The 17267-nt window shown below is 71.3% G+C and carries 20 protein-coding genes; 4 read left to right on the plus strand and 16 right to left on the minus strand.

From position 1 onward, the window contains the following. Positions 1-14: 14 nt before the first annotated feature. Both EUA94_RS03715 and EUA94_RS03720 read left to right on the plus strand, forming a co-directional pair. Positions 15-518, plus strand: coding sequence for an RNA polymerase sigma factor (locus EUA94_RS03715; protein ID WP_129424834.1), 504 nt, complete (start codon positions 15-17; stop codon positions 516-518). After that, positions 505-1170 carry a hypothetical protein gene (locus EUA94_RS03720; RefSeq protein WP_129424836.1) on the plus strand — a complete coding sequence of 222 codons (666 nt, stop codon included), beginning with the start codon at positions 505-507 and terminating at the stop codon, positions 1168-1170. The genes EUA94_RS03715 and EUA94_RS03720 overlap by 14 nt, the downstream gene beginning before the upstream one ends. 12 nt (positions 1171-1182) lie before the next feature. Here the strand turns inward: EUA94_RS03720 and EUA94_RS03725 are convergent, their stop codons facing one another. Genes EUA94_RS03725 through EUA94_RS03735 form a run of 3 tightly spaced genes read right to left on the minus strand, consistent with a single transcriptional unit; the run spans position 1183 to position 4669 of the window. Beyond that, positions 1183-2199 (minus strand): TolB family protein, encoded by a 1017-nt coding sequence (locus tag EUA94_RS03725; protein WP_129424838.1) that lies wholly within the window; start codon positions 2197-2199, stop codon positions 1183-1185. A gap of 60 nt (positions 2200-2259) precedes the next feature. After that, entirely contained in the window at positions 2260-3042 is a 783-nt protein-coding gene (locus tag EUA94_RS03730) for an enoyl-CoA hydratase/isomerase family protein (RefSeq protein ID WP_129424840.1), read from the minus strand. 28 nt (positions 3043-3070) lie between these two features. Next, positions 3071-4669, minus strand: coding sequence for an ABC-F family ATP-binding cassette domain-containing protein (locus EUA94_RS03735; protein WP_129424842.1), 1599 nt, complete (start codon positions 4667-4669; stop codon positions 3071-3073). Positions 4670-4788: 119 nt separating this feature from the next. Between EUA94_RS03735 and ypfJ the strand changes: the two genes are divergently transcribed. Next, complete coding sequence (ypfJ, locus tag EUA94_RS03740) at positions 4789-5712, plus strand: KPN_02809 family neutral zinc metallopeptidase (RefSeq protein ID WP_129424844.1); 924 nt, start codon at positions 4789-4791, stop codon at positions 5710-5712. A 19-nt stretch (positions 5713-5731) separates the two neighbouring features. Here ypfJ and EUA94_RS03745 read toward each other — a convergent pair whose 3' ends face one another. The 7 genes from EUA94_RS03745 to EUA94_RS03775 are packed head-to-tail and all read right to left on the minus strand — an operon-like array spanning position 5732 to position 11507. Then, positions 5732-6640, minus strand: a complete 909-nt coding sequence (locus EUA94_RS03745; RefSeq protein WP_129424846.1) for a phosphotransferase — start codon at positions 6638-6640, stop codon at positions 5732-5734. A gap of 10 nt (positions 6641-6650) precedes the next feature. Beyond that, entirely contained in the window at positions 6651-8225 is a 1575-nt protein-coding gene (locus tag EUA94_RS03750; RefSeq protein WP_207210381.1) for an ABC transporter permease, read from the minus strand. After that, positions 8222-9115 carry an ABC transporter ATP-binding protein gene (locus tag EUA94_RS03755; RefSeq protein WP_129424848.1) on the minus strand — a complete coding sequence of 298 codons (894 nt, stop codon included), beginning with the start codon at positions 9113-9115 and terminating at the stop codon, positions 8222-8224. The genes EUA94_RS03750 and EUA94_RS03755 overlap by 4 nt, the downstream gene beginning before the upstream one ends. A gap of 19 nt (positions 9116-9134) precedes the next feature. Then, on the minus strand, positions 9135-9740 hold the full coding sequence (locus tag EUA94_RS03760; protein ID WP_129424850.1) for an acVLRF1 family peptidyl-tRNA hydrolase: 606 nt from the start codon (positions 9738-9740) through the stop codon (positions 9135-9137). A gap of 5 nt (positions 9741-9745) precedes the next feature. Then, on the minus strand, positions 9746-10291 hold the full coding sequence (locus EUA94_RS03765; RefSeq protein WP_129424852.1) for an NYN domain-containing protein: 546 nt from the start codon (positions 10289-10291) through the stop codon (positions 9746-9748). Between the two features lie 29 nt (positions 10292-10320). After that, positions 10321-10707: an ASCH domain-containing protein gene (locus tag EUA94_RS03770; RefSeq protein ID WP_129424854.1), complete on the minus strand. Its 387-nt coding sequence runs from the start codon at positions 10705-10707 to the stop codon at positions 10321-10323. A 17-nt stretch (positions 10708-10724) separates the two neighbouring features. Continuing rightward, positions 10725-11507 (minus strand): aminoglycoside adenylyltransferase domain-containing protein, encoded by a 783-nt coding sequence (locus EUA94_RS03775; protein WP_129424856.1) that lies wholly within the window; start codon positions 11505-11507, stop codon positions 10725-10727. A gap of 116 nt (positions 11508-11623) precedes the next feature. Between EUA94_RS03775 and EUA94_RS03780 the strand changes: the two genes are divergently transcribed. Further along, the gene (locus tag EUA94_RS03780) at positions 11624-12586 is read left to right on the plus strand and encodes a DUF6923 family protein (protein ID WP_129424858.1); all 963 of its coding nucleotides are present in this window, start codon (positions 11624-11626) and stop codon (positions 12584-12586) included. Positions 12587-12747: 161 nt separating this feature from the next. Here the strand turns inward: EUA94_RS03780 and EUA94_RS03785 are convergent, their stop codons facing one another. Genes EUA94_RS03785 through sufD form a run of 6 tightly spaced genes read right to left on the minus strand, consistent with a single transcriptional unit; the run spans position 12748 to position 17252 of the window. Beyond that, on the minus strand, positions 12748-13128 hold the full coding sequence (locus EUA94_RS03785; RefSeq protein WP_129424860.1) for a metal-sulfur cluster assembly factor: 381 nt from the start codon (positions 13126-13128) through the stop codon (positions 12748-12750). Next, positions 13125-13586 (minus strand): Fe-S cluster assembly sulfur transfer protein SufU, encoded by a 462-nt coding sequence (gene sufU / locus EUA94_RS03790; protein ID WP_129424862.1) that lies wholly within the window; start codon positions 13584-13586, stop codon positions 13125-13127. The genes EUA94_RS03785 and sufU overlap by 4 nt, the downstream gene beginning before the upstream one ends. 4 nt (positions 13587-13590) lie before the next feature. Next, a complete protein-coding gene (locus EUA94_RS03795; protein WP_129424864.1) occupies positions 13591-14826 on the minus strand; it encodes an aminotransferase class V-fold PLP-dependent enzyme in 1236 nt (411 codons plus the stop codon). A gap of 40 nt (positions 14827-14866) precedes the next feature. Then, positions 14867-15628, minus strand: coding sequence for a Fe-S cluster assembly ATPase SufC (gene sufC, locus EUA94_RS03800; RefSeq protein ID WP_129424866.1), 762 nt, complete (start codon positions 15626-15628; stop codon positions 14867-14869). Further along, the gene (locus EUA94_RS03805; RefSeq protein ID WP_129424868.1) at positions 15625-15960 is read right to left on the minus strand and encodes a non-heme iron oxygenase ferredoxin subunit; all 336 of its coding nucleotides are present in this window, start codon (positions 15958-15960) and stop codon (positions 15625-15627) included. The genes sufC and EUA94_RS03805 overlap by 4 nt, the downstream gene beginning before the upstream one ends. Further along, entirely contained in the window at positions 15957-17252 is a 1296-nt protein-coding gene (gene sufD / locus EUA94_RS03810) for a Fe-S cluster assembly protein SufD (RefSeq protein ID WP_129424870.1), read from the minus strand. The genes EUA94_RS03805 and sufD overlap by 4 nt, the downstream gene beginning before the upstream one ends. Between the last annotated feature and the right edge of the window lie 15 nt (positions 17253-17267).

The following is a 17267-nucleotide window of genomic DNA, read 5'->3' on the forward strand; positions in this document are numbered from 1 at the left end:
CGGGAGGTGGTGTCATGAGGCGGGACGGGAGCGACGTCGACTTCGACGCGTTCTTCCTCCACGAGTTCCCCAGGGTCGCGCGCACCGTCCACCACATCGTCGGCGACCGGGCGCGGGCCGAGGAGCTCACCCAGGACGCCTTCATCGAGCTGTTGCGCCACTGGCGGACCGTCGCCGAGTACGACCGCCCGGACCTGTGGTTGCGGCGCGTGGCGATCCGCAAGGCCCAGCGCGAGCGGCACCGGGGGTGGCGGCGCCGCGAGCTCGAGGTGCTCACCGCTCCCACCGAGACTGTCGACGGCCCGCCCACCCCGGCGCCTGAGGTGCTGGCGGCCGTACGACGTCTCGCCCCGGGCCAGCGCACCGTCGTCGTCCTCTTCTACTTCGAGGACCGCCCGATGTCGGAGATCGCCGAGATCCTCGGTATCAAGGAGTCCACCGGATGGAGCCAGCTCCACACCGCGCGCCGGCACCTGGCCGACACGCTGGAGGAAGAGGTGTCCGATGTCATCCGTTGACGACCGGCTGCGGGAGGCCTTCGGGACCGCCGACGACGAGTGGGTGCGACGGGCCCCTGCCGCCCAGGGCGAGCTGCGCGCGCGGCACCGGCACGGGCAGCGCATACGTCGTGGCCTCGCCGCAGGTGCCGTGGCGGCAGTGGCCTCGGCGGCGACGGTGGTGGCGCTGACCGCCGGAGACGGCCGGGGCCCCCGGGGTGTCGAGCCGGCCGAGCCGACGACACCGGCTGTCACTCCCGCGGTGACGTCCTCGCTCGAGGGCAAGTGGACATCCGGCCCGTTGAGAGCCTCCGACGTCCGAGCGGCCGCCCGTGCCGCGGGAGCTCCCGAGGCAGCCGCCGCCATGCTGACCGACCTCCCACGGGCGCCGTTCCGGGTGGTGGTCGCGGTGCGAGGCGCCAGCCTCTCGACGTACGTGCAGGGAGCTGGTGGTCGGCGGGTGGACCTCGACCAGGAGTCCATCGCCGTCGAGGGCGGACTCATGACCGTACGGCCCTTCACCATCTCGGCGGAGACGGTGCACGCGTGGGAGATCAGCGGTGACACGCTGACGTTGGACTTCCGCTCGACCACCGAGCCGGACAACGACGCCGGCGTGCCGGGTGAGGCCTGGCAGCGCCTGCTCTACGACACGGTCAGCCTCACCCGTTGACGTCGTCTCGCACTAGACGCCGGGCTCGACCCGCGGGTGGCGACCGATGATGGTGGCACCACCCAGGAGCTGCGGTGCGGAGGACCCGTCCGCCGGGACCGTCAGCAGCACCCCGCCCTGGAAGGAGTCGGGCAGCTTCCCGCTGAAGACGAGGTGGGCGCTGTCTGCCCGCCAGGTCGGTTCATCGGCGTACCCGCCTGAGCCCGAGAGGTGCGTCACCTGGCGGGGCTCGCCGCCGATGGCCGGGATGACGAAGAGGTCCGCGGTCTCTGCGTCCGGTCGCTCGAGGCCGGAGAAGACGATCGTCGCGCCGTCGGGGCTCCAGTCGGGCGTCACCGCGAAGATGTCCGGCGCGGTCAGCGGAGGTCCGGCCTTCCTCGAGTCGAGAACAATGACACGCAGGGAGACACCATCGACCTCCGCCTCCAGTCCGGTGCTCACCTTGTGGACGTCCTCGAACACGATCTGCGAACCGTCCGGCGACCAGCGCGCGCCCGATGTGAACGTGCGTGCCCGCGGCGGCAGGATCACCGACACCTCGCCGGTGTCCACGTCCACCACCTCGAGTGAGCTGAGGCCGTTGCGGCCCCGGGCGACGGTGCGGCTGTATACGACGCTCGACCCGTCGGGCGACCAGTCCGGGTCGTCGAGCCAGGCGCACGCTCGCCTGCAGGGCAGGAGCTCGCGCGCGTTGCCACCATCCGCGTCGGCGACCCAGAGCGACTCACGGCTCCCGTCGTCGAGGGCGAAGACGACCTGGCTGCCGTCCGGCGACCAGTCCGGGTTGGTCTGGTTGCCGCCGGGCAGGTCGTCCAGCGGGTACGTCACGTGCGACCCGTCGAGGAAGGCCAGCGCGACCAGGGTGTGCTCGCCCTGCGCCTGGAACAGCACCCGCGGCTCGGGCGGCTCCGCGCTGGCGGCTTCAGCGCCGCCGGCGCCCTGTGACGAGCAGCCGGCCAGGGTGAGGACCGCGGCGGCGGTCGTGAGTGCGTACGTGCGGCGGGTCGCCGATCCGGGTGAGGAGGTCATACCCCTTCACAGTCGCCGGACCCGCGTTCCTGCCACGCCCGGCCGACCGGTCCAGACGGGTCAGACGAAAGCAGCCGCGACGGCGCGGAAGCGGCGCACCTGCGCCTCGCGCTCGAGGCGGCGCTGCTCGTCGAGGTCGCGGTCGGCCGCGCCCTGGAGCATGGCCTTGGTCTCGGGCACGACTCCCGGCATGGGTGCCACAAGGGCCGCGACGAGGTCGGTGACAGCGGAGTCGAGGTCGGCGGCCGGGACCGCCGCAGTGGCCAGGCCGATGCGCAGTGCCTCGTCGGCGGGCACGACCCGGGCGGTCGCGCAGATCTCCAGCGCGCGGGCGTAGCCGACGTGCTCGACGAGCGGCTTGGTGCCGGTCAGGTCGGGGACGAGGCCGAGCGCGGACTCCTTCATCGAGAACTTCGCGTCGTCCGCCACCACGCGCAGGTCGCACGACAGGGCGAGCTGGAAGCCGGCGCCGATCGCGTAGCCGCGCACCTTGGCGATGGAGACGAACCGAGGGTCGCGCAGCCACGTGAAGCCGCGCTGGAACTCCTCGATGCGGGCGGCCATCTCCTCGTCGCTGAGCGACAGGAGCCCGATGACGCTCTCCTCCCCCGACGTCGACGGGTCGAGCATCGCCCGGTCGAGTCCGGCGGAGAAGGTCTCGCCCTCCCCCGTCACCACGACCACGCGTACGTCGTCGGGCAGGGTGCGGCCGATCTCGCCGAGCGCCAGCCACATGGCCGGCGTCTGGGCGTTACGGACATCGGGACGGTCCAGCGTCACCGTGGCGACCGGGCCCTCGATCTCGAGACGGAGACCGACGGCGGCAAGGTCCTCGGGAGTCATGCCCCGAGGTTACTACTCGTGAGTAACGTCAGGCGAGCGAGACCAGGTCGGCGTACTCGTCCGACCAGAGGTCCTCGTCGCCGTCGGGCAGCAGCAGGACGCGGTCGGGCGAGAGCGCGCGGACGGCACCCTCGTCGTGGGTGACGAGGATGATCGCGCCGGTGTAGCTGCGGATCGCGTGCAGCACCTCTTCGCGGGAGGCCGGGTCGAGGTTGTTGGTGGGCTCGTCGAGCAGCAGCACGTTGGCGCTGGAGACGACGAGGATCGCGAGCGCGAGCCGGGTCTTCTCACCACCGGAGAGCACGCCGGCGGGCTTGTGGGCATCGTCGCCGGAGAAGAGGAACGAGCCGAGCACGGAGCGGGCCTGGGTGTCGGTGAGCTCCGGCGCAGCGGAGTGCATGTTCTCCAGCACGGTGCGGTTGACGTCGAGCGTCTCGTGCTCCTGGGCGTAGTAGCCCATCTTGAGCCCGTAGCCCGGCACGACCTCGCCGGTGTCGGGCTGGTCGACGCCGGCCAGGATCCGCAGCATCGTGGTCTTGCCGGCGCCGTTGAGGCCGAGGATGACCACGCGGCTCCCCCGGTCGATCGCGAGGTCGACGGCGGTGAAGACCTCGAGCGAGCCGTAGGACTTCGACAGCTCCGAGCCCATGAGCGGCGTCTTGCCGCACGGCGCGGGGTCGGGGAACGCGATCCGCGCGACCTTGTCGGCCGTACGCTCGCCCTCGATGCCGGCCATCATCTTCTCGGCGCGCTTGAGCATCGACTGCGCGGCCTGGGCCTTCGTCGCCTTGGCGCGCATCTTGTTGGCCTGGTCGGTGAGGACCTTGGCCTTGTTCTCGGCGTTCGAGCGCTCGCGCTTGCGGCGCTTCTCGTCGTCCTCGCGCTGGGTGAGGTAGTTGTGCCAGCCCATGTTGTAGACGTCGATCACGGTGCGGTTGGCGTCGAGGTGGAAGACCTTGTTGACCGTCGCCTCGAGCAGCGCGTTGTCGTGGCTGATGACCACGAACCCGCCGCGGTGCGCCTTGAGGAAGTCGCGCAGCCAGACGATCGAGTCGGCATCGAGGTGGTTGGTCGGCTCGTCGAGGAGCATGATCTCGGCGCCGGAGAACAGGATGCGGGCCAGCTCGACGCGGCGACGCTGGCCACCGGACAGGGTGCCGATCGGCTGAGCCAGGATCCGCTCCTCGATCCCGAGCGCGGCCGCCATCTGCGCGGCCTCCGACTCGGCGGCGTACCCGCCACCGGCGTGCAGCTCGGCGTCGGCGCGCGTCCACCGCTTCATCCCACGCTCGTGGATCTTCTGGTCCTCGCTGGCCATGTCGACCTCGGCCTCGCGGAGACGGCGTACGACGTCGTCGAGACCGCGCGCGGAGAGGATCCGGTCGCGGGCGAGCACCTGGGGGTCACCGACCCGCGGGTCCTGCGGCAGGTAGCCGACGTCGCCGCCACGCAGCACCTGCCCGGACGCGGGCTCGCCCTCGCCCGCGAGGATGCGGGTGAGGGTCGTCTTGCCGGCTCCGTTGCGCCCCACGAGGCCGACCTTGTCGCCTGCGGCGATCCGGAAGGTGACGTCCTCCATGAGGAGCCGCGCGCCGGCTCTGACCTCGAGCTTCTGGGCGGTGATCATCTTGGCTGCATCCTACGAAGGGGTGGCTCCGGGAGCCCCATCCGCGGCTCAGGCACTACTGTGCGATCAGGCACACCGCCTGCTCAGAGCACCGCGTGCACACGTCGAAAGGCACTCCCATGCGCTTCAACCCGAAGGCCCGACTCGACACCTCGCGCGTCGGCGACGGTGGCGGTGGCGGCGGCGGTGGCGGCGGGATGCGCATCCCGATGCCGGGCGGCACCCGGGCCGGCGGCGGCATCGGCGCGGTGATCATCGTCATCCTCTTCCTGGTCCTCCAGCAGTGCGCCGGCGGCGGCCTGCCGAGCCCCGGCGGCGGCACCGACACGACCTCGTCGGGCACCGACGCCAGCCGGATGGACGACTCCGAGCGCTACGCCAACTGCAAGACCGGCGCCGACGCCAACACCGACGAGGACTGCGCGCGCGTGGGCGTCGAGAACTCCCTCGTCGCCTACTGGGAGAAGACGCTGCCCGAGCAGTCGGACGTGGCGTTCGAGCCCGCGACGATGCGGACCTTCAGCGGCGCCGTCGGGACCGGCTGCGGTGAGGCGTCGTCGGACGTCGGCCCGTTCTACTGCCCGCCCGACAAGCGGATCTACCTCGACACGACCTTCTTCCGCGACGTGCTGGAGGGTCAGCTCGGCGGCCAGGGCGGCGACTTCGTCGAGCCCTACGTGATCGGCCACGAGTACGGGCACCACATCCAGAACCTGATGGGCACGATGGGCCAGGTCCGCACCCAGCAGGGCGCCGACTCCGACGCCGTACGCCTCGAGCTGCAGGCCGACTGCTACGCCGGCATGTGGACCAAGTACGCCGAGGACAGCGAGTTCATCACCCTCGACGACACGGACGTCCCGGAGGCGCTCGACTCGGCCAAGGCCGTCGGCGACGACCGGATCCAGCAGAAGTCGGGCCAGGGCGTCGACCCCGAGGGCTGGACCCACGGCTCGGCCGAGCAGCGGATGGCGTGGTTCACGACCGGCTACGAGCAGGGCACGCTCGAGGCCTGCGACACGTTCGCCGCCGACCAGCTCTGAGGGCCCTGACACCGCAAGGTCAGGCGAGCAGCGCCTCGATCTGGTCGACCTGGCGCTGCATCGCGCGGATGTACGGCGCGACGCTGGGGTGCCGGAACTTGCCGGCGAGGGCTCCCTCGCCGTCCGCGACGCGTGCCAGCGCCCAGTCCAGCCGCGTGAGCGCGGTGTAGACGGCCATCACGCGGGCGCCCGTACGGACGTCGTCGGTGGTGGCTAGGCCCGCGGGCAGCCGGGCGACGTACGCCTCGACGAGCGGGTCGACCTCCTCGCGCGTGGCCAGCGACAGGTAGCCGAGGTCGGCGCCGACCGGGCCCCGGCCCAGGTGCGCCCAGTCGATGGCGATCGCGCCGTCGTCGTGTGCGGCACGTCCCGGGATGTTCGCGGCGGACGGGTCCCCGTGCTGGGCGACCTGCGGCAACGCGTCGCACACGTCGAGCCACTGGGTGCGGTGGGACCACAGGTGGTCGGCGATGTCGGCCATCGGCGTACGCGCGAGGGTCCGCCAGCCGCCACGGTGCGCGACGAGCGCGAGCCGGCTGCGCAGCTGGTCGCGGGCCAGCCAGGAGTGGTCGCCCAGGTCGGTCGCCGCGAACCTGCCGAGGCAGGCCGCGAGCCAGAGCCCGGGCGCCACCACGTGCCCCACGCGGGCGTGGACGAGCGTGATGCCCTCGTCGTCCTCCTCGACGCGCACGACCGGCGCCTCGCGCAGCCCGGGTGCGCCAGCGACCACGCCGCTGAGGGCGACGTCGGCGGCTCGGCGCCAGTAGTTCACGTCGGACGGGACCAGGGCACCGTGCGCGTCGACCGGGTCGGGGCAGCGCAGGCGCTTGACGACGACGTCGCGGCCACCGACGGTGGCCGACCAGACGCCGGCCGTCGCCGGCCCCGCACCCGGGAGCGGCTGCCATCCCGGCTCGGGTTGCCACATGTGCGTGACGCTAGCCGATGTCGCGGCTCCGGTAGCGCGTCCACGCCACGCCGAGCACGAGCGCGGTCAGCGCCGTCATGAGCAGCTCGGGCGTCCAGGCGAACGCCTCGGCGGGGTACTTCGGCACGTGGTGGAACGGCGAGAGCCCGAGCACCCAGTCGGGCAGCTCGAGCCCTGCGCCCACCTGGCCGAGGGTGACGCAGGCCGCCAGCACGGCCCAGCCGGCAACCGCCCAGCGGCTGCGGACGGACAGCAGGAGCAGCGCGACCGCGAGGACGACCCAGACCGCCGGAGCCTGGACCAGCGCCGCACCGACGGCGCCCACGCCGTCGCCGCGGCCGACCGCGGTCGCCGCACCGGAGACCAGCAGCAGCCACGTGCTGCCGAGCAGGGCGGCGCTGGCGACGGCCACAAGCACGGCGGCGCGCGACGTGGCGGTCGCCAGGACGGTCTCCGTACGCCCGTCGTGCTCGTCGCCGGCCGCGCGCGTCACGGCGCCGATGCCGAAGCAGGTGATGACGACGGCGACCACCGACGCGAGCGCGAAGACGAGCGAGTCCTGGAGGCCACCGACGCCGCCCATCGCCTCGATGATCGGACGGGTGCGGTCGGTGTCGAGCAGGTCTCCGATGCCGGGCACGATCGAGCCCATCGCGATGCCGATCGCGCCGATGCCCACCGTCCAGCCGGCCAGGCCGGTGCGTTGCTGCCGCCACACGAGCGCCAGGGCATCACCCAGCCGCGGGGCTCCTCGAGCCGGGCCGGGGCGGTCCGGCAGCACGCCCGCGCCGAGGTCGCGGCGGCGGCGCAGCGCGAGACCGGCGGCGGTGAGGACGAGGGCGAGCACGGGATAGCCGACGAGCAGCCACGCTCGCGGCTCGGACCAGGCGCTCAGCTGCGTGCCCCAGCCGAAGGGCGTGAGCCACGACAGCCAGGAGGCCGACGTGTCGCCGATCGCGCGCAGCACGTAGAGCACGCCGACCACCGCCGACGCGATGAAGCCGACGGTGCGAGCGCTGCTCGAGAGCTGGGCCGACAGGACCGCGATGCCCGCCCCCACGTGGCCGATGCCAGCCCAGGAGGCGCCGAACAGCACGGACCCCATGGCTGGGAGGCCGCAGGCGATGTTGCCGACGGCGGCGAGGGTACCGACCAGCAGCGAGGCCAGTGCCGCCTCCAGCAGGGCGGCCGCGACCGGGGCGTCCGCACCGACGGCGGTGGCGCCCACCAGCTCCGCCCGTCCGGTCTCCTCCTCGACGCGCGTGTGGCGGCGTACGACGACCACGGACATGAACGCGACGAACACGGCGTAGAGCACGGTCATCTTCGTCATCGACAGCTCTCCGAGGCTGGTGGTGTCGAGGATCGGGCCGTAGAGCGCGACGATCGCCGGGCTCGCGTTCAGCGCTTCCGCGGCCGCCACCCGCTCCCCCGCAGTCGCGTAGAGCGGACCGGTGGCCGCGGCACTCGCGACCACGGTCGCGGTGAGGAGCAGCACCCAGACCGGCACCAGCACGCGGTCGCGGCGCAGCGCGAACCGCAGGAGCAGCCCGGTGCCCCGTAGCCGGTCGGTCACTCCCCTCACCCGCCCGTGCTCCGGTAGGCGTCGAGGAAGAGCTCCTCGAGGGTCGGTGGCGCGCTGGTCAGCGAGACCACGCCCGCGGCGTCGAGCGCCTTCAGCAGCAGGGGCAGGCCGACGGGATCGACCGAGGCCGAGACGACGCGGCCGTCGACCTCGACGTCGTGGACCCCGGCGAGGTCGGTGAGGTCGGGCAGCGGGCCCGACACCTCGGCGCGTACGCGGTTGCGGCGCAGGTGGCGCAGCTCGGTGAGCGTGCCGGACTCCACGGTCCGTCCGCGGCGGATGATCGTGACTCGGTCGGCGAGCCGCTCCACCTCGCTCAGGATGTGGCTGGAGAGCAGCACCGTCGTGCCCTCGGCCTTGCGCTCGGCGAGGCACTCGTTGAAGACCTGCTCCATCAGCGGGTCGAGCCCCGAGGTCGGCTCGTCGAGGACGAGCAGGTCGGTCGGAGCGGCGAAGGCCGCGACGAGCGCCACCTTCTGCCGGTTGCCCTTGGAGTAGGCGCGGCCCTTCTTGGTCGGGTCGAACTCGAAGCGCTGGAGCAGCTCGTCGCGCCGGGTGGCGCGCGGGTCGAGGTCGCGCATCCGCAGGAGCAGGTCGATGGTCTCGCCACCGGAGAGGTTCGGCCAGACGCTGACGTCGCCCGGGACGTACGCGAGGCGGCGGTGGATCGCCGTGGCGTCGCGCCACGGGTCGAGCCCGAACACGGTCGTCGTGCCACCGTCGGCGCGCAGCAGGCCGAGCAGCACCCGGATGGTCGTGGACTTGCCGGCGCCGTTGGGACCGAGGAAGCCGTGCACCTCCCCCGCGGAGACCGACAGCTCGAGGCCGTCGAGGGCCCGCGCCCTGCCGAACAGCTTCACCAGGTCGTGGACCTCGATCGCGTTGCTCACGACCTCCACCGTACGACTCCTAAGCGTTGGCGACGTCGACCAGGATCGCCTGCGCGTCGAGGATCGCCCGGTCCAGCACCGCGCGGCGCGGGTCGGGCACCGCGAGCCACGGCCCGACGACGGCCAGGGTCGCGAGTCGCGCGTCGGCGAGCACCGCCTCGACCGCGGTGTGGTCGCCGCCGGTCACCACGGTGCGAACGCCGCCGACGATGCGCGCGGCGTGGTCGGCAGCGGCCTCGTACGCCTGTCGCGCCTGGTTGTCGCGGCGGCGGGCGAAGCGCTGCTGGCTCTGGCCGCCCGCCTTGGTGCGACCCTGCACGTGGCGCTGGCCGATCTTGTGCTCGACCATCGCGACACCTGCCATCCGCGCGACGGCGAAGCCGCCCTTGCGGACGAGCAGCACGCCCCACTGGGCCGGGGTTTCCGCGGCCGCGCCGAACGCTCCTGCCTCCGCCGGTCCGGCGTACGCCGTGTCGAACGGCAGGCGAGCCGAGAAGTGCGAACCGTCCTCGGCCTGCCCGCGCAACGCGTCCTCCATCACGACGAGCGGAGTCGGACCATGGCTCGCGACGAAGTTGTCGACCCACCTCTCCCAGCGGACGGTCGGGACGAGGACTGTGGCCATCGAGGTCAGAGGAAGTCGAGCGGGTCGAACTCGTCGATCGGGATGATCCGGACTCGCGGCAGCGGCGTGTTGAAGGCGCCGAGGTCGTACTCGAGGTCGAAGATCCGCAGGCCCGGGAGGTTGCGGAACTGCGCGTTGACGAACTCCGTGAAGCCGATGACACCGACCTGGCGGCTGCCGTCACACAGCGCCGAGACCTGATCGACGAAGTCCCCGTCGTGGCTGACCAGCACTACGTCAGCCTCACGGTCGACGAGGGCCTCGGCGGTGCGCTGGATGGCGATGTCGACGACCTTGCCGTCACCCGTCAGCGGGATCGGCTTGAACCCGATCGCCAGCAGGGCCTGGACGAAGCTCATCGGCATCTCGGTGCTCGCGGCGAGGAAGAACAGGCCGGTGACGTCCTGGTCGAAGGCCCGCTCGGCCCACTCCAGCAGCCGGTCCCACCGGGGCCGCTCCTCCGGCCGCGGACGGCGGCCGAGGATGGAGGTGCCCAGGGTGGCGTCGATGTTCTCCCCGTCGACGAGGAGGTAGGTCATCCGCTCGGCCATGCGAGGACTCTCCCACACGGCTGATCGACTCAGGGCTGGTAGACGACCTTGAAGCTCTCGACGACCTCGTCGCCCGACACCGTCACGTCCGACACCTCGACGAGCGCCCGCGGCACGCCGGAGCCGTCGCAGAGGATCGAGAGTGTCCCGGTCTCCGGGTACTCATCGGCGTAGTCCTCGCCCGGTGCGGTGGTGCTGCCCTCGTCGTCGGCGAGCACCTGCGCGACGAACGCGTCTGACTCCTCCGCCGAGTCGCCGTACGCCCACGCCGGGGGCGGCACGGACTCGAGGGTGGTCGGCCCGAAGTACGTCGGCGCCGCGTTGAGCTTGGCGTGGTAGCGCGCGAGCTCCCAGAAGACGCGCAGCTCCTCGTGGTCGAACTCAACTTCGGACAGGTCGACCTCGGGCTCATCCATGCCCGAAGGGTAGCGAGTCAAGCCACGGCCGCGACCCAGGCCGCGAACGCCCGGGCCTCGTCCATCGCCTCGGACGTCGGCGCGTCGGCGGGGTCGAAACCACGGTCGCGGTCGGCCTGCACCTGCTGGAGCAGCGGTCGCCAGCGCGGGTCGCCGTGCATCATCGACCAGCGCAGGGCGTCGCGCTTGCTGGCGACCTGCGCCGTACGGACGGTGTAGAGGCTCCGGCACGCCTGGACGACCAGGTAGCGCTGGCACCACGCGATGCTCGGCGGGCACCACCCCAGGACGTCGTCGGTGAGCGTGGCCAGCCCGGCTCGGGCCCGGTCGCGCAGCACGTCGTCGGGGACCGGGTCGACCAGGTCGACCGGGCAGGGTCCGACGAGGGTGATGCCGTGCTCGCGCATGATCCATTGAGCCCAGGGCTGGTTGCAGTGGTCGGACCAGATCAGCTCGTCGGAGCCGTGGTCGGCGTACAGCCACTCGCGACCCAGGCCGTCGACCGTGCGCAGGTCGTCGGCGACGGCGTACGACCCCTCGAGGTGGCGGTTCCAGTGGCCGTCGCGGTGCGGGAGGTCGTGGTGCAGCTCCCGGAGAGCGGCCTCCTGCTCGGCATCCGGCCGCTCGCGCACCACGACGAGGAAGTCGCAGTCGCTGTGCAGGTCACCCGCCCCGAGCGCGAAGGACCCCTGGAGGTACGCACCGACGAACGACCCACCGAGCGCCTCCTGGGCGCCGGTGACGAGGTCGTGCAGCACGCCGTTGAGCTCGGCGTAGCGCGTGGGGTGAGGGTTGAGCACGCGAAGAGTGTGCGCCTCCGCCGGGCGCGGTGCCACGGATTATCGACTGCCGACACCCTGGCCCGTGTTGCCGCGCGTGGCTACCGTCGATGGTCCACACCTGCTCGGAGGTCTCCATGTCCCGTCTGCTCGCATCCGGCGCCGTTGCCGTCCTCAGCCTCACCCTCGTCTCCGGCGTGCAGCCGGCGAACGCCGTCCGGGCCACGCCCGACGGCTCCTTCCCCGCGCGGCTCGAGCTGCCCGACGGCTTCCAGCCCGAGGGCATCGCGACCGGCGCGGGCCCGACCGCGTGGCTGGGCTCACGCGCCGACGGCGACATCTATGAGCTGTCGCTGCGCACCGGCGAGGGCAGGACCATCAGCGAGGGACCGGGCACGCCGTCGCTCGGGTTGAAGCACGACCGCGACGGCCGCCTGTACGTCGCCGGCGGCACCTCCGGCACGGCTCGCGTCATCGACACCGAGACCGGGGCCGTGCTCCGGGACATCCCCCTCGCCACGGCCCCCAGCTTCGTCAACGACGTCGTGCTGACCAAGGGCGCCGCGTGGTTCACCGACTCCAACCGCGCGCAGCTCTACCGCGTGGACCGCTCCCCCGACGGCGAACCGGCAACGATCGCGACCACGGTGCCGCTCACGGGCGAGTGGGTGCAGGGCGCCGGGCTCGGCGGCAACGGCATCAGCACGACACCCACCGGTCACGCCCTCCTGGTGGTGAACTCCACCAGCGGCCTGCTCTACCGGGTCGAGCCCGCCACCGGCGTGGCCACCGAGGTGGACCTCGGCGGCGCGTCGCTGACCATGGGCGACGGCCTGCTGCGCCACGGCCGCACGCTGTACGTCGTACGCAACCGGGCCAACGAGATCGCCGTCATCCGGCTCTCGAAGTCGGGCCTGACCGGCCGACTGGTCCGTACGATCGATGCGGACGACCTCGCCGGGACGACGAGCTTCGATGTGCCGACGACCGTGGGCCGCTTCGGCTCGCGCCTCTACCTCCCCAACGCGCGCTTCACCACGCCCCCCACCCCGACGACGGACTACTGGGTGACCGAGGTGCCGGCGCGCGCGGGCGACTGACTGAGCTCTCGGGCGGTGGCCGAGCCACCTTTGCGGCGCCGCAAAGGTGGCTGGATCACCGCACACCGGTCAGTCGTCGACCGCCCCGCATCTCGGCGGTGGCCGAGCCACACTCCAAGCGCTGCGAAGGTGGCTGGATCACCGCTCGGCGGCGACCGACCTCAGACGTTGAAGCCGAGCGCCCGCAGCTGCTCGCGGCCGTCGTCGGTGATCTTGTCCGGGCCCCACGGGGGCATCCAGACCCAGTTGATCGCGACGTCGTTGACGAGGCCCTCGAGGGCGGCGTTGGTCTGGTCCATGATCACGTCGGTCAGCGGGCAGGCCGCCGAGGTCAGGGTCATGTCGAGGACGGCGTTGCTGCCCTCGTCGATGTGTACGCCGTAGACCAGGCCGAGGTCGACGACGTTGATGCCGAGCTCGGGGTCGACGACGTCCTTCATCGCCTCGGTGACGTCGTCGACGGTGACGGTCGACGTGCCACCGCCGGTCGCCTCGGGGACCTCGGGCAGGTCGGAGTGGTCGGGCAGCTGGGACTCGCTCATGCGGTCTCTCCTTCGTCTGTGGCCTGGGCCTGAGTGGTCGCGTCCTTCCACGCCATCCAGGAGAGCAGCGCGCACTTCACGCGTGCGGGGAACTTGGCGACACCGGCGAACGCGATGCCGTCCTCGAGGACGTCCTCGTCGGGTTCGACCTGCCCCTTGCCCTGCATGAGCTCGAGGAAGGTCTGGTGGATCGTCATCGCCTCGTCGACCGGCTTGCCGATCACGAGGTCGGTCAGCACGGAGGCCGAGGCCTGCGAGATGGAGCAGCCGACGCTGTCGTACGACACGTCCTCGACGACACCATCGGACAGGTGCACCCGGAGGGTGACCTCGTCGCCACAGGTCGGGTTGACGTGGTGGACCTGCGCCTCGAACGGGTCGCGCAGGCCCTTGTGGTGCGGGTTCTTGTAGTGGTCCAGGATGATCTCCTGGTACAGGTTGTCGAGCTCGGCACTCATGGGATCAGCCCACCTTGAAGTAGCTGCGGGTGTGGTGGAGCGCCTCGATGAGCGCGTCGATCTCGGCCGGGGTCGTGTAGAGGTACGACGACATCCGCGTCGTGCTCTGCACCCCGAAGCGCGCGTGCGCCGGCTTGGCGCAGTGGTGGCCGGCGCGCACGGCGACGCCGCGCGAGTCGAGCACCTGCGCGATGTCGTGCGGGTGCACGCCGTCGAGCTCGAAGGAGATCGCTCCGCCGCGCTGCGTGGCGTCGAGCGGACCGAGCACGGTCACGCCCGGCACGGACTGCAGCCCGTCGAGGGCGTACGCCGTGATCGTCTGCTCGTGGCGGTGGATCGCGTCGAGCCCGATGTGGCCGAGGTAGTCGACGGCGGCACCGAGGCCGACCGCCTCGACGATCGGCGGGGTGCCTGCCTCGAAGCGGTGGGGCGCCTTGGCGTACGTCGAGCGCGCCATCGTCACCGTCTCGATCATCTCGCCGCCGCCGTGGAAGGGCGGGAGCTCGTTGAGCAGCTCCTCGCGACCCCACAGCACGCCGATGCCCGTCGGGCCGCAGACCTTGTGGCCGGTGAAGACCAGGAAGTCGCAGTCCACGGCCTGTACGTCGACCGGGAGCTGGGGCGCGGCCTGCGAGGCGTCGATCACCGAGAGGGCGCCGAACGCCCGGGCGCGAGCCACCAGGTCGACGACCGGGTTGATCGTGCCGAGCATGTTGGACACCCACGTGAAGGCGACGACCTTGGTGTGCTCGTCGACGAGCTGGTCGGCGTTGCTCAGGTCGAGCTCACCGCCGTCGGTCAGGCCGAACCAGCGCAGCTCCGCACCCGAGCGCTCGCACGCCAGCTGCCACGACACGATGTTGGAGTGGTGCTCCATCTCGGTGATGACGACGTTGTCGCCGGGGCCGAGGTCGATCGTGCGCGCAAGCAGGTTGAGCGCCTCGGTGGCGTTCTTGGTGAAGATCACCTCGTTGCGCGAGCGCGCATTGAGGAAGGTCGCCACCTTGTCGCGAGCGCCCTCGTACGCCTCGGTCGACTCCGCGCCGAGCTGGTGCATCGCGCGGGCGATGTTGGCGTTGTGCCGCTCGAGGTGGTCGACCATCGTGTCGATGACGACCTGCGGCTTCTGCGAGGTGTTGGCGCTGTCGAGGTAGACCAGCGGCTGCCCGCCCGCGAGCGTGCGCTCGAGGATGGGGAAGTCCTTGCGGATCACGTCGAGATCCGGAAGCAGTCCTTCCATCGTCAATACCTCGTTTCGGCGGAGTGAGAAGTGGTGCTGGTCAGGCAGTGACGGCGTTGACGTACTTGTCGTAGCCATTGGCCTCGAGCTGGTCGGCGAGCTCCTTGCCGCCGGACTCGGCGACCTTGCCGTCGACGAAGACGTGGACGAAATCGGGCTCGATGTAGCGCAGGATGCGGGTGTAGTGCGTGATCAGCAGGACACCCTTGCCCTCGCGCGCACGGAAGCGGTTGACGCCCTCTGAGACGGTCTTGAGCGCGTCGATGTCGAGGCCGGAGTCGGTCTCGTCGAGGACGGCGACCTTCGGGTCGAGCAGCTCGAGCTGCGCGATCTCGTGGCGCTTCTTCTCCCCACCCGAGAAGCCCTCGTTGACGTTGCGGGTGCCGAACGACGGGTCGAGGTTGAGCTGCTCGAGCGCGGCGTTGACGTCCTTGACCCACGTACGGAGCTTGGGAGCCTCACCGTCGATGGCGGTCTTCGCGGTGCGCAGGAAGTTCGACACCGAGACGCCGGGCACCTCGACGGGGTACTGCATGGCGAGGAACAGGCCGGCGCGGGCACGCTCGTCGACGGACAGCGAGAGGACGTCCTGGCCGTCGAGGGTCACCGTGCCGCCGGTGATCGTGTACTTCGGGTGGCCGGCGATCGAGTACGCCAGCGTCGACTTGCCGGAGCCGTTGGGCCCCATGATCGCGTGGGTCTCGCCGTCGTTGATCGTCAGCGTGACGCCCTTGAGGATCTCCTTGGGGCCGTCCTCGGTGTCGACGGTGACGTGCAGGTCGTTGATCTCGAGCTTGCTCATGCGGGGGTGACTCCGTTCAGGGTGGTCTCGGTGTCGACGAAGATCTCGGTGCCGCGTACGTCGACGGGGAAGGTGGCGACCGGTTCGGTCGCCGGGAAGTTGGTGGGCTTGCCGGTGCGCAGGTCGAACATCGACCCGTGCAGCCAGCACTCGATCTGGCAGTCGGCCACCTCGCCCTCGCTGAGGGCGACCTCGGCGTGGCTGCAGGTGTTCTCGATTGCGAAGACCTCGTCGCCGTTGCGGGCGATGGCGATGTCGTAGCGGCCGACGGTGACCGCCAGGGCCTGGTCGGCCTGGACCTCGTCCAGCGCGCAGGCGCGCTCGTACGTCATCGCGGGGTCCCCGCGGCGTTGTCGGCGGAAGGAGCGGAGCGGGAGGAGCCGAGAACGTCGTGGGGTGCATTGTCGTCCTGCCCGAACGCGGCGAGGGACCCCAGGTCCTTGAGGACGTTCTTGGCGAGCTCGGCCTCGACGGTGGTGAGCAGCCGCTCCTCGATGGAGGGCACGCCCACCTGGCGGATCAGGTCGTTGAAGAAGCCGTGCACGACGAGGCGCTGGGCCTCCTTCTCGGAGATGCCGCGCGATTGGAGGTAGAACAGCTGCGTGTCGTCGAAGCGCGCGGTGGCCGAGGCGTGCCCGGCACCCTCGATCTCACCGGTCTCGATCTCGAGGTTGGGGATCGAGTCGGCCCGGCAGCCGTCGGTGAGGACCAGGTTGCGGTTCTCCTCGTAGGTCTCGATGCCCTCGGCGACCTTGCGGATCAGCACGTTGCCGACCCACACGGTGTGCGCCTTCTCGCCCTGCAGCGCGCCCTTGTAGACGGCGTGCGACTTGGTGCGAGGGGCGGTGTGGTCGGCGAAGATTCGGTGCTCGATGTGCTGACCGGCGTCGGCGAAGTAGAGCCCGAGCAGCTCCGCGGAGCCGCCGGGACCGTCGTACGTCACGTTGGCGTCCATCCGCACGAGGTCACCGCCGAAGGAGATCGCGGCGTGCTTGTACGTCGCGTCGCGACCCACCCGCGCCTGGTGGTGCGAGAGGTGCACGGCGTCGTCGGCCCAGTCCTGGATCGACACGACCGTGACGTCGGCGCCGTCGCCCACGGCGATCTCGACGACCGCGGCGACAGTGGACGAACCGGTGTGGTTGAGCACCACGATCGCCTTGCTGTGCCTGCCGAAGCGCATCGCGACATGGCCGGCCTCCGTGACGCCGGCGTCCGTGCCGTCGAGGTCGACGACGATCGGCTCGGCCACCTCGGTGTCGGCCGGCACGTCGATGAGCAGGGTCGAGGGGACCTCCGCGAGAACTCGCGCAGCCCAACGGGTGTTGGGCACGAGGCCGGAGATGCCGCGCAGGCCGCGGGCCTCGTCGCCGGAGACACCCTCGACGCGGACACCCTCCTGGGTGTTCCACGTCGAGGTGGTCGCCGAGCGCATGAACTCCGCGTCGGCGTGCAGGCCCTTCAGCCGCTTGAGCGGCGTGAAGCGCCAGATCTCCTCGCGACCGGTGGGGACCTCGTGGTCGGCGACGTCGAACGAGCCCTCCGGGTGGAGGTGGCTGTCGACGTGGTCGTGCTCGGGAGCCAGCTCCAGGGCGGAGCGGACTGAGTCGGTGGTGACGGTCAAAGCTCTACTTTCTAC

This window comes from Nocardioides zhouii, from assembly GCF_004137345.1.
GTDB lineage: Bacteria > Actinomycetota > Actinomycetes > Propionibacteriales > Nocardioidaceae > Nocardioides > Nocardioides zhouii.